This is a genomic window from Methanosphaera sp. (genome assembly GCF_022768985.1).
Lineage (GTDB): Archaea > Methanobacteriota > Methanobacteria > Methanobacteriales > Methanobacteriaceae > Methanosphaera.
The window spans coordinates 38,099-51,062 of sequence record NZ_JALEKL010000004.1 but is presented as its reverse complement, the minus strand read 5'-3'; the positions used below and the strand labels follow the sequence as shown (position 1 = coordinate 51,062).

Here is a 12,964-nt window from a genome sequence, read left to right as displayed (position 1 = left end):
AAAATTGAAATTTATGTTGACTTACAATGTATATTATACTATTTGTAAAATTTACATATATATGTATTTAAATCAAAAAACAACACATCTTAGCACTATTTTTTTGGAATTTAGCAATTATTAACTAAAAAATAAGAAAATTAGATCATTTCTTTAAAAAAAGTGTTATTTTTTATTAAAATTAACAAAAAATATAAATAATATAAACAACAAATATTTTATATAATTAATTACTTATTTTAATGAAAACTTATTTTGAAATCTATTTTTTTTATGGAAATTTTTAACTTTAAAATTTAATTTTATTTTTTCAGAACAAAGTATAACAATTGTTAATATTTCATGACAAAAAAAATAATATAATAATAAAAATAATACAAAATATATTATTTATTATTACTATACCAGCGAATATATGTGGGGTCATTTCTAAATGAATAATTAATAAAATTGAACTTGAATAATTATTCAAGATGATTCTGTCACATATACTTTCACAAATAATGTATGAAATATTTTCATAATCATACTTTTTTAGTTAAAATTTCCTCTAAATTACTATCTTCTAATTCAATATTTTCAAATGAAGATGTTAAAACATCGTCAATATCAATAGATCCATTTAAAATATTTTCAACAATGAAATTTACTTGATTTAAATTAGAATTCCATCGAATACACTGTTCTTTAGCAAAATTTCTTAATTCAGGATCATATAAAGAGATATTATGTTCTAATTTTATTTTTAATTTATAAGATAAAATTTTAATTACATGTTTTATAGCTTCTTCCTCTTTATCAGTTAATTTATTTTTAAAATCATCAAAGTCATTACTTATTGCTTTTAATCTAGCTTCAGTTTTAAAGACTTTATTTTCCATATTTTTTACATATTTTTTAGAATCATTTAAAGCTTTTTTATAATGATAAAGATCTCTTTCTAAAATTGTTTGTTCATATATTTTATTTTCTGAATATAATCCAGGTAAATGCATACCAACTAATTCAATAATATCAGATATATTTTTTCCTGTTTTTTCTTTAAAAACTTTGAATCTTTTACAATTTAACTCACTATATGTTCCACTAAAACGTATTCCTCTATTTTTATTGTTCATTTTAATCTATCCTTGATTATGATGTGAATTTTTTATTTTTTGATTCAACATCATTTTATTAAAAACAGATCTTTTATTTTTATGTAACTTCAACACTTTTTATTAATATTGGATTCTAAGATTTTAATCAAGTTCAAAGAATTTTATTAACAGTTAGAATTTTAATTTTTTAATTTTAACTCTAACTTATTGAAATTAATTACTATAATTTTTACTAAAATGTAATAAAATTATATAGATTAGATATTAATTTGAATATTACATGACAATACCAATACATTCTAAAATCTAGATATGTTTCCTATTTATCTTTTATAAATTCCAAATTAACTCATAGAAGTAAGCAAAAAAAGTAGTTTCAACATTAACAATAATAGTATATAATAGAGATTACTAAACTATTATATGTAATGTAGAAGTTCTACTTTAATTACATTATACTATTTAAATAAGGAGTCTTAAGATCCGTTAAAAAAAGGCTCCTTATTTAAGATTCAACTCTGAAAATTTAACTCTAAATTCAGGGTTGCTACTTATAGTATGAACACTCTTTTTATTAATACTTACTATTATCAATACATAAATTTACCTAATAAACTACTCTTTTATTCTAAATTTCTCCAAAGATAAAATAATTAACATAAAATCTACATTTCTTTTATAAATTAACTAAAAATATAAATATTAAAAACAATAAACATATAATATAATTACTTACTTATTTTGAAGATATTTAATTTATATTAATTTTAACAAAAATAAACAACTTAATCGACGAAAATAGAGATAAAAACTAATTTTATCAGAAAATAAACAATTAAAGACTATATGCAATATTTTTTATGAAAACAAAGAAAAAATATAAATACAAAGAACAACAAAAATATATAATAATAACTAACTTATTTTAAAGAAATTTTATTTATTGATTTTTTATTTCTAAGCTGATTTTATGACTTTTTTTTATTTTTAATTTAGTTATAAGTTATAACTTATAAGTTAAAAGTTATAATAACTAAATTAGCTAAAACATCTCCTAATAAGCATATAAAGTCCATTTATAAGAATTATTTTTTGGTATTTCCTCTTAAATACAAAAGATAATATGCTTTGATGGTTATATTTATTGTATATACAGAGGTGATTTTTCATGGGAAAACATAGACAATTATATTCTGAAAATGCAAAAGAAGATCCACTTAGATTTAAGGTTAACTGGAAGTATTTTGAGGAAATTAAGGATAAGATTTATATCTTCCAACTTGAACATCCTGATGTGCTTGTTCCTTATGCTTTCTGGGGTTTCCATTCCCCATATAGTGATGATTCATTCAATAAGCAGATGAAAACTCTTATGAATACATCAGAACCTCATATGAAAACACATAAAGAGTATAGAGAATCTGAGAAATTTAGACTTCCACTTGATTATACTATTGAATTTGTGGAAAAATATCCAGAATTTGAAAAGATCATAATCTGGGATGATGAATAAAAAATAATTTAATAATAAAAAAAAATAGTTTTAAAAGAAATAATTGAAAAATAGAAAATTAATTATTTCAACTTCTCAACTTCTTCCTTTTTTTATAGATAAAAATCTTGTTCTTTGTTGTAGTTATGGTAGTATTTCATCAATTACATCTACAACTTTATCAAGTTGTTCTCTTGTAATGTTAAGAGGTGGTACTAATCTTATTACATTACCATTTGCAACATTGATTAAAACTCCTCTTTTTTGTGCTTCTGCTACAAATTCAGAACAGTCTGCATCTACTTCTACACCATTCATTAGACCGTGTCCACGTACATCTTTGATGCATGAATGTTTTTCTTTTAATGCATTGAGTTTTTCTCTGAAGTAAATACCATTTTCATGTGATTTTTTAACAAGTTCTTCTTCTTCAAAGATGTCAAGTACACATGATGCAACGCTACATGCTAGTGCTGTTCCACCAAATGTTGATGCATGATCTCCAGGTTTAAATGCTGATGCTACTTTATCACTTGCAAGCATTGCTCCCATTGGAATTCCACCTGCTATTGCTTTTGCTGATGTTGTAATATCAGGTACTACACCTGTAATTTCTGATGCAAAGAATTTACCTGTACGTCCAAATCCTGTTTGTACTTCATCAAATATGAGAAGTATTCCTTTTTCATCACATAATTGTCTTAGTTTTGGAAGATAATCTTCATCAGGTACACGTACACCACTTTCTCCCTGGATTGGTTCTACAAGCACTGCTGCTGTTTGATCTGTTATTGCATCTTCTACTTGTTTTATGTTGTTATATTCTACGTGTTTAAATCCTGCTGGTAATGGTTCGAATCCTTTCTGGTATTTAGGCTGTCCTGTTGCTGTGATTGTTGTAAGTGTTCTTCCGTGGAAGGAATCAATCATTGATATAATTTCACCTTTATGTGTGTATTTACGTGCAAGTTTTATTGCAGCTTCATTTGCTTCTGCTCCACTGTTTGCAAAAAATACTTTGTCATGTGGTGATTTTTCAACTAATCGTCTTGCATAGTCTGCCTGTTCTTGTGTGTAGTAGAGGTTTGAAACATGTATCATTTTTTCTGCTTGTTGTTTAATTACTTCTGCTACTTTTGGGTGTGTGTGTCCAATGTTGTTAACAGCTATACCAGCTACAGTGTCTATGTATTCATTTCCATCTTTATCATACACTACACTTCCATGTGCATGATCAATAACTAGGTCATAACGTCCATATGTGTTCATTACATAGTTATTTGTTGTGTCTTTTATTTCTTTAGAATTCAAAAAAATTACCTCCAATTTTTAAATTCTTCGCTTTTATCGATTTATTGCTAAAAACTTTTTTTTCTTTTAATATTTTATTTAATGGTCAAATCTCTTCCCATATTTATCATATTATAGTATTATTTATGTGATTTGCCATGATAATTAATATTTTATTTTCAATTAAGTATAAAATTTACTAAAAAACTGTAATAATATATAAAAATAAACTTATATAAACAAATATAATATTAATATAAATTTATACAGGAGAAATAATATAATGAAAAAAGCTGTTATTAAAACACAAAAAGGTGACATTACATTAGAATTATTCCCTAATGAAGCACCTGGAACTGTAGCAAACTTTGAAAAATTAGCAAAAGAAGGATTTTATGATGGACTTACATTCCACAGAGTTATTCCTGACTTTGTAATCCAAGGTGGATGTCCAAGAGGAGACGGTACAGGTGGACCTGGTTACACAATTAAATGTGAAACAGAAAACAACCCACACAAACACACAGCAGGAGCATTATCAATGGCACATGCTGGTAAAGATACAGGTGGAAGTCAATTCTTTATAACACACAGCCCACAACCACACCTTGACGGAGTTCACACAGTATTTGGACAAGTTATTGAAGGTATGGATGTTGTTTTCGCAATAAGAGCTGGCGATGTTATGGAAAAAGTTATCATAACAGATGAATAAATAAGTATTTAATTTTTATATTTATTTAAAAAAAAGTTGATAAAAAATCAATAAGATTAATATACTATTAATTATATAACTACATATTAGAATTTATGAACTATTCATTCTGAATTCCCTTCACCCCCTAAAATACATTTCTTTATTTTTATTTTAAATTAAAATTTAATTATGGCTATTTTTTAAGTTTATCTAGTAGTTTTGAGTTTCGTGCATAATTGAAAAGATATAATTGTACATATCCTGCATATTTTCCAAATTTCTCTTGTGCAAATTTCATAATCTTTTTATTTGATATTTTCGCATCATCAAAGTAGATGTGTGTTGTTATTCTATTAATCCATACATCTGTAGGATATGCTTGTGGTTTATCATATCCATATAGTAGTATGCAGTCTGCAACTTTAGGTCCTACACCAGGTAGTTGTAGTAGTTTTTTATATGCATCAGGATATGTCATGTTAAATATTTCATTATGAAAATTATCATCTTCTAGTATTTGTTTTGTTGTATTTATCATGTATGGACTTCTATATCCTACTCCATAACTTTTAAGATCTTCTTCTGCTATTTTTAGGAATGTTGTCTCATCTGGAAATTTATGGTATTTTCTATTTCCATATTCTATGTAGTTTCCATGATTTTGTCGTATTTGTTGCATTGATTTTGTCCATCTTTTTATTGAGTTGTTTGCTGATGATATTGATGATATTATACATTCAAATGGACTTTCTGCCTTAAATATTCTAAGTCCCTTGTTAAATTGTGATATTTGTGATATTTCAGGATTTTCATCTAGAAATCCATAGAAATCATCCATCTGGTAGTCTAAGTCAAATAAGTAGAATAGTTTCTGCCTTACTAATTCATCATCTACATCATATTCACGGCTAAAATATGATACCTCCAGTGTATTATTTACATTCTCTTGTTTTATTTTAACTAAAATGTCACATCCATCTACACATAATACCTCATAATATGCATCATCATACCTAGTCCATGGAACTTGTGATGTTTGACCTGTCATGAGTGTTAACTTTAAATTAAAATCTCCACTATATTCACATGAATCTATACTAAAATTATTTTCTATCAAAATATCATTACCATCCTTTAAAAGTTTATATTAAAAAATATGAAATTCACAAAAAAAAAGAAAAAAAGTTTAGGGAGAAGGGAAGATCAAATATTTTCTTTTATTCATCAGGGAAGTATGGTTCTTTGCGATTAATCCACTTAATTCCATCATTTTTTGTGATTACTGCAACATCAATAGGACCACCAACTGCTGGAATTTCAGTATTTTCACCAATAATTCCACAGGAGAACTTCTGCATAGTTTCTGTTGTCTTAATTAGAAATACTGCCATGTCAATTGCATCTTGAAGAGGTAGAAGATTCCATGAAACATTATATTCAACATTTCTTATCTGTCCAATAAGTTCTTCTTGGCTGTGTGTTTGTAGTATTTCCTGGAAAATTGGTGTATTAAGCATACGTCCATCATATCCTAGAACTAAACGTGCTACAACATCACCCTGTCCAATCCATGTACAACCATAATCATTAGGTCCACGTTTTAATTCAATAGAACCTGGAATTCTCATCTCATAAACTTCAGTTTCATTATTTTCATTATATCCACTAACCATGATATTTACAGGTTCTAAGTTATAATATCCTTCCTTTATATTTCCTTCATTATCTTGTGCTTTAAATTTAAGAGATTGACAGAATCTGGTAATAGATATAATTTCATCACCAGCCATAGCAGCCTGTGTTTTAAGTGTTTCTTCTGCTATTTCCATCTGTTTTTCTATAGGATAACGATCAAGAATATATTGATATAATCCCTGTGCAATCTCTTTTACTGTTGTTGTATCATCTGTTGTTTGTGCATATTCATTGATATAATCTGCTACATTATCATATCTACCAGGTGTTCTTTCAAAAAATGCAAGACCAGCAAGTGATGCTATTGTTTTATTGTTTATTTCAAATATCTTTGTTATGTTTGTTGAAGCTCGCATTAGCATTCCGTTTTGTGTTTGTACTTGTTTACTATCTGCTGCTACTACGATTCCTTCATATGTTGGTATGTTTACTATAAGTGTCATTGTCAATCACTAACTATTTTTTTTTTAATTTTTATATGATTATTTGAATTTAAGTTTTTATATTCTTACAGGTATATTTTTCTGTTTTAAGTATTCTTTAACTTCTCCAATAGAATATTCATGGAAGTGGAAGATACTTGCAGCAAGAGCAGCATCAGCTTTAGCTTCACTAAATGCTTCATAGATATGTTCTGGATTTCCAACTCCACCTGATGCAATAACAGGTATTGATACATTTTCACTTATTGCACGTGTAAGTTCAAGATCATATCCTGCTTTTGTTCCATCTCCATCCATACTTGTAAGAAGAATTTCACCAGCACCACGTTCTTCACATTCAATAGCCCAGTTGATTGCATCAATTGATGTAAATTCACGTCCACCATAAATACTACAGTCAAACCAGCAGTATCCTTCATCTGTTTCTACAATATTATGTTCATCAGATTCCTTTGGATCTTCCACATAGCGTCTTTTTGCATCAATTGCAATAACACATGCTTGACTTCCAACAACTTCTGATGCACGATTTATAAGTGTTGGATCTTTGATTGCTGATGTATTTGTTGAACATTTATCTGCCCCTGCTTTAAGCATACGTACATAATCATCAACTTCACGTATTCCTCCACCAACACAGATTGGTACAAATACATTTTCAACAGTTTTTTCTATAACATCTACCATTGTAGATCTACGTTCATGTGATGCTGTAATATCAAGAAGTACAATTTCATCAGCACCTTCATTGTAGTAACGTGTTGCAAGTTCTACAGGATTTCCCGCATACTTAATTTCCTTAAATTCAACTCCTTTAACTACACGTCCTTCTGGTACTTGTAAATCACAGTCAAGACATGGAATAATTCTTTTTGATAACATTCTAATTTTTCACCCTTAATATATTCAATTTTTTTATTCTATATATAAAAAAAGTAAAGCACTTTAAGATAAAAGTCTTCTATATTTTATTTTTTTATCTTTTATTTAGTAAATAGATTATTTATATTAAAGTATTTTAAAAAAAGTTTATAGAAAAAATTTAATAATCCTTAATTTATCAACAATTAATCCCTTATTTATAATAAAAAGTAAGTATATACTTGTAATTAGATGAAAAAAAGTTGTTACTTTTTCATATATTGAATATAAACATTTAAAAATAGTTTTTTCAATCTGAGAGGTGAAAAAATATGGTTAAATTAAATAAAATCACTACTATCATGGCTGTTATACTTTTTTCTTTGATGATGATGGGTATGACAGCAGCAGCAACTATGGATGGAAGTAATACTATATCAACAGACACAACTACACCACCAGATAGTATAATTAGTACTCTTGAAAGTCATGGTCTTAATCATGTTGCATCAGAAGTAGCATTTTCAACACAAAAAAGTGATTGTGATGAGGTAAGAATATGTCCATCATGTAAAAGTAGAAGTGTTATACGTGTTTGTGGAAAAGAATATCCATATTATTGCTATAAATGTCATTATAACTTTGGAAATGATGCTGCACATAAATAAATATTAAAAACTTCAAATATTTTTTCTTTTTTTTTGATTCTATTTTTATTTCTATAAAAAAAAATCTTATTTTACAATTTTTATCTTAAAAAAAAAGTTATTAAAAAAAAATAAGGGGTGAAGGTTAAGATAGTATCTAAAAGAAAGTAGTTTTTCTTATTCTTCTTTTAGTATGTGATATAATATTGCCTTTTGTGCATGTAGTCTGTTTTCTGCTTGATCCCATATTGCAGATTGTTGTGATGTCATTACTTCATCTGTAATTTCCTGGTCACGTATTGCAGGAAGACAATGCATTACTATTGCACCATCATTTGCCTGAGATAGTAGTTGAGCATTGATTTGGAAAGGTTTGAAAACTTCTTCACGTTCTTGTTGTTCTGCTTCATCACCCATACTTACCCATACATCAGTATAGAGTATATCTGCACCTTCAACTGCCTTGTTTATATCGTGTTCTACTTCTATTTTTGCACCTGTTTTTTCAGCTTCACTTACTGCTTCATTAAATATTTCCTCATCAGGTTCATATCCTTCTGGACATGCTACTGTCATATCCATTCCTACATATGCTGATGCAAGAAGAAGTGAGTTACATACATTGTTTCCATCACCAACAAATACAAGTTTACGATTGAAATCTCCTTTGTATTCTTTAATTGTAAGAAGATCTGCAAATGCTTGACATGGATGTTCTTTATCTGTAAGTCCACTAATTACGGGTATTGTTGCATATTTTGCAAGTTCTTCTACATTTGCATGGCTTTTTGCACGAATCATTATACAATCTAGGAATCTTGAAAGTACACGTGCTGTATCAGATATTGGTTCTCCACGGTTAAGTTGTAAGTCTTTACTTGAAAGATATAGTGGTGTTCCTCCAAGTTGATGCATACCTACTTCAAATGATACTCTTGTTCTTGTTGAAGATTTCTCAAAGATCATTCCAAGATATTTATCCTCTAGTGGTTTTTCATTGATTTTTCCTGATTTAAGATCTTCAGCTATGCTTAGTATTGTTTCTACATCGTCTTTTACATCAGACATTGATAATAAATGTTTCATATTCTATTACATCCTTAAAAGTTATTTTTTGTGTTAAATATAGTGTTTTTTTTATTTCCCCTTATTTTTGTGAAAAATTCCCCTTTTAAAGTTCAGATTTTTTCGCATGTCAAAGTATAAAATTATTAATTTGAAATTATAGTTTTATTTAATAAATAATATTTATATTTGTTAGTCTTCTTTTAATAAACATTTTATAATTCATTACTTAATTTTTATGAAAATTAAATGATAGTTGTTTTTATTTTAAAAAATACGATATGAAAATTATGATTTGCTAAATTAAAATGTTATAAAAAGAGAAAAAGAGAAGAGGTGTTGAAAATCTTAAATAAATCTTCCCCTTAATCTTATCCTCTTACATTTTTCATATGTTCCATTTTCTCATCAAGTAATGCTTTTGTTGCAACATCTGATCTGTGATATACTTCACCATCAATAAAGCCTATTGCTTCTTCACATGCTGCTTCTGCTTCATCTATTGTATCACGTATTGCAAGTACTGCCATTGCTCTTGAAGATGTAAGTTTTACATCATCATTTTCATCTGCATATACTGCTGCATAGAAAAGATCTGCATCTTTTTGTGCTATTGCATCACTATCTACTTCAACTATTGTATCTGCTGCTTTTGTTGCAGGATAGTTATCTGGTACTACATATTTACATACTGATGCTTTGTCCATAAATTTAACATCTTCAAGTGTTCCATCTACTATTTGTTGTGCTATTTTTGATAGATCATCATCAAGAAGACTTAATACATTCATTGATTCTGGATCTCCAAATCTTGCATTGTATTCTATTACTTTTGGTCCATCTTTTGTTATCATGAACTGTCCATATAAGATTCCTTTGTATGGTTCTTCTTGTTGTGCTATTGCATCAATTGTTTTTTGCATGATTTCTACTGATTGATCATATTCTTCTTGTGTTAAAAATGGAAGAAGAGCTCCTGTATCTGTGTATGATCCCATTCCACCTGTTATTGGTCCTTTATTTCCTTCAAATGCATGTGGATGATCTTGTGCTGCTGGCATTGGAACTAGATTTTTTCCATCTACAAATGCTTGGATTGTGTATTCTTCACCTATTAGTAATTCTTCTATTACTACTCCACTGAATCCTCCCATTTTCTGGTCAAAGATTTCTTTTACATATTCTTTTGCTTCTTCATTATCTTTGAGTTGATCACCAACGATTTTAACTCCTTTTCCACCTGTTAATCCAATAGGTTTTATTACAACAGGTTCATTAAAATCATCAATAAATGCATATGCATCATCTAGGTCATAGAATGTACCATATTTAATTGATCCTGGTATATCATATGTTTCAAATAATTCTCTCATGAATGCTTTGTTTGTTTCAATTTGTGCTGCACTTTTTACAGGCCCTACAGATTCAATACCTTCAGCTTTAAGAGTATCTACAATACCCATTTCAAGAGGTGCTTCAGGTCCAATAAATGCAATGTCAACTTCCATATCTTTTGCAAATTTAACAATAGCATCAAAGTCTGATTCATCATTTACCATATAATCTACTGATACATCACGTAGTCCAGGATTTTTACGTCCCATATATGTATAAACATCTGCATTTTCACTTAATTTTTTAGCAATAACATGTTCTCTTGCACCGCTACCAACAACTAATATCTTCATTTATTCACACTCCACAACTTTGGATTCCATAATTTATTTTTAAAATTAATAATTTTTTTCATTTTTCTATTTATAGAATAAAATATTATTCTTTCTATTATTAAATAAAGAAAAAATATTCAATTTCTATAATCTATTAATATATATGTTTATTTTATGTTCTATTTTTAATTTTATATCATAAACATGAAAAAATATGAAACTTCACAAAAAAAAAGTTAGAGACATAATATTATAGTTAAAATATAATTCTTATAAAAAACAGATGTAAATATATAATAAAATAAAACCTTAAAAATTTATAAATTTTTTTAAATTAGGTGTTAAAATTGAATGGTAGCCAACTATTAATTAAAAAACTTAAAGAAAATGGAGTAGATACAATCTTTGGATATCCAGGAGGAGTATTGCTTCCATTTTATGATGCACTATGTGAATCAGATATTGATCACATACTAGTAAGACACGAACAAGCAGCAGCTCATGCTGCAGATGGATATGCAAGAGCATCAGGAAAAGTCGGTGTGTGCTTGTCAACATCAGGACCTGGGGTGACAAATACAATTACAGGAATTGCAACAGCACACATGGACTCATCACCAATAGTGGCACTAACAGGACAAGTTGCAACAAACTTAATTGGAAAAGATGTATTTCAAGAAGTTGACACAATAGGAATAACAATGCCTATAAGTAAACACAACTACCAGCCAAGAGATGTAAATAAAATCAATGAAATCGTTGATAAATCATTCTATATTGCATCAACAGGAAGACCAGGAGCTGTAGTTATAGACTTCCCAGCAAATGTACTTAAAGAAGAAGTAGATGAAAGCATCAAGCCTAACACAGCCTTACCAGGATATAAGCCAACAATGAAAGGGCATAAAAAACAGTTAAGAAAAGCAATAGAAGCAATTAAGGAATCTAAAAAACCAGTAATACTAGCAGGTGGAGGAGTAATTCTATCAAATTCATATAATGAATTAAGAAAATTCTCAGAAATGACAAACATACCTGTTGCAACAACACTTATGGGAAAAGGAGCAATGGATGAAACACATCCATTAGCACTTGGAACAATAGGAATGCATGGACGAAACAGTGCAAATAAAACACTTGTTGAATGTGATTGTCTAATAACAATAGGATGCAGATTTTCAGATAGAAGTGTAAGTTCAATAGAAGATTTCACGCCAAATGCAACAAGAATACAAATTGATGTAGATCCAGCAGAAATTGGAAAAACAATAGAAATTGACATACCAATAGTAGGAGATGCAAAAGTAGTACTTACAGAGTTAATTGAGCAGATGGAAGTTAAAAAACCTACATGGAATGAACACATAACAAATGTAGACTATCCTGAAGACTTCACAAACTACACAGACATTCCACTAAAACCACAACGTGTAATTCAAGATTTAATGGATGCATTAGATGAAAATACAATCATCACAACAGATGTAGGACAAAACCAGATGTGGATGTCACACTACTTTAAAAGTAGAAAACCTAGAACATTCATATCCTCAGGTGGTCTTGGAACAATGGGATTTGGAATTCCAGCAGCAATAGGAGCACAGTTTGCAAAACCTGATGAAACTGTTGTTTCAATAGTAGGTGATGGAGGATTCCAGATGGTATCACAAGAACTTGCAACAATACGTGAAAATGACTTGCCTGTCATAATATGTGTTTTAAACAACAGATATCTTGGAATGGTATCACAACTTCAAAGACTCTTCAATGACCATGTATATGCAACAAAACTTACACAAACACCAGACTTTGTAAAGCTTGCAGAAGCATATAAAATTAGGGGTGAGGTAGTAACAAAACCTGGAGAACTTCAAGAAACATTAAAAGATGTTGTAAAATCACGTGAAGCTGCAGTAATTGAAATTGCAATAGATGAAGATGAACTTGTACCTATTGTACCACCAGGAGATAAGCTTGACAATATGCAGTACAACTTTAAATAGA

Annotated in this window: 11 protein-coding genes; 4 read left to right on the top strand and 7 right to left on the bottom strand. The window is 28.5% G+C overall.

Annotated elements, in window-relative coordinates; translation table 11 throughout:
• Positions 1-524: 524 nt before the first annotated feature.
• On the bottom strand, positions 525-1,118 hold the full coding sequence (locus MRZ80_RS01430; RefSeq protein WP_292535488.1) for a hypothetical protein: 594 nt from the start codon (positions 1,116-1,118) through the stop codon (positions 525-527).
• Positions 1,119-2,268: 1,150 nt separating this feature from the next.
• Here MRZ80_RS01430 and MRZ80_RS01425 point away from each other — a divergent pair.
• The gene (locus MRZ80_RS01425) at positions 2,269-2,613 is read left to right on the top strand and encodes a hypothetical protein (protein ID WP_292535487.1); all 345 of its coding nucleotides are present in this window, start codon (positions 2,269-2,271) and stop codon (positions 2,611-2,613) included.
• A 123-nt stretch (positions 2,614-2,736) separates the two neighbouring features.
• Here the strand turns inward: MRZ80_RS01425 and MRZ80_RS01420 are convergent, their stop codons facing one another.
• Positions 2,737-3,903: an acetylornithine transaminase gene (locus MRZ80_RS01420; protein ID WP_292535485.1), complete on the bottom strand. Its 1,167-nt coding sequence runs from the start codon at positions 3,901-3,903 to the stop codon at positions 2,737-2,739.
• A gap of 262 nt (positions 3,904-4,165) precedes the next feature.
• Here MRZ80_RS01420 and MRZ80_RS01415 point away from each other — a divergent pair, with 262 nt between their 5' ends.
• Positions 4,166-4,597, top strand: coding sequence for a peptidylprolyl isomerase (locus MRZ80_RS01415; protein ID WP_292535483.1), 432 nt, complete (start codon positions 4,166-4,168; stop codon positions 4,595-4,597).
• Positions 4,598-4,772: 175 nt separating this feature from the next.
• Here MRZ80_RS01415 and MRZ80_RS01410 read toward each other — a convergent pair whose 3' ends face one another.
• From MRZ80_RS01410 to hisF, 3 genes are all read right to left on the bottom strand, one after another.
• Positions 4,773-5,696: a DNA glycosylase gene (locus tag MRZ80_RS01410; protein WP_292535482.1), complete on the bottom strand. Its 924-nt coding sequence runs from the start codon at positions 5,694-5,696 to the stop codon at positions 4,773-4,775.
• A gap of 100 nt (positions 5,697-5,796) precedes the next feature.
• Positions 5,797-6,717, bottom strand: coding sequence for a hypothetical protein (locus MRZ80_RS01405; protein WP_292535480.1), 921 nt, complete (start codon positions 6,715-6,717; stop codon positions 5,797-5,799).
• 57 nt (positions 6,718-6,774) lie between these two features.
• Positions 6,775-7,599, bottom strand: a complete 825-nt coding sequence (hisF, locus tag MRZ80_RS01400) for an imidazole glycerol phosphate synthase subunit HisF (RefSeq protein WP_292535478.1) — start codon at positions 7,597-7,599, stop codon at positions 6,775-6,777.
• Positions 7,600-7,910: 311 nt separating this feature from the next.
• On the opposite strand from hisF, the gene MRZ80_RS01395 reads away from it, so the two are divergent.
• Positions 7,911-8,246, top strand: a complete 336-nt coding sequence (locus MRZ80_RS01395) for a hypothetical protein (RefSeq protein ID WP_292535476.1) — start codon at positions 7,911-7,913, stop codon at positions 8,244-8,246.
• 156 nt (positions 8,247-8,402) lie between these two features.
• Here the strand turns inward: MRZ80_RS01395 and argF are convergent, their stop codons facing one another.
• Both argF and purD read right to left on the bottom strand, forming a co-directional pair.
• Complete coding sequence (argF, locus tag MRZ80_RS01390; protein WP_292535474.1) at positions 8,403-9,311, bottom strand: ornithine carbamoyltransferase; 909 nt, start codon at positions 9,309-9,311, stop codon at positions 8,403-8,405.
• A gap of 350 nt (positions 9,312-9,661) precedes the next feature.
• Positions 9,662-10,978 (bottom strand): phosphoribosylamine--glycine ligase, encoded by a 1,317-nt coding sequence (gene purD / locus MRZ80_RS01385; RefSeq protein ID WP_292535472.1) that lies wholly within the window; start codon positions 10,976-10,978, stop codon positions 9,662-9,664.
• A 329-nt stretch (positions 10,979-11,307) separates the two neighbouring features.
• Here purD and ilvB point away from each other — a divergent pair, with 329 nt between their 5' ends.
• Positions 11,308-12,963, top strand: a complete 1,656-nt coding sequence (ilvB, locus tag MRZ80_RS01380) for a biosynthetic-type acetolactate synthase large subunit (RefSeq protein ID WP_292535471.1) — start codon at positions 11,308-11,310, stop codon at positions 12,961-12,963.
• Position 12,964 lies beyond the last annotated feature (1 nt).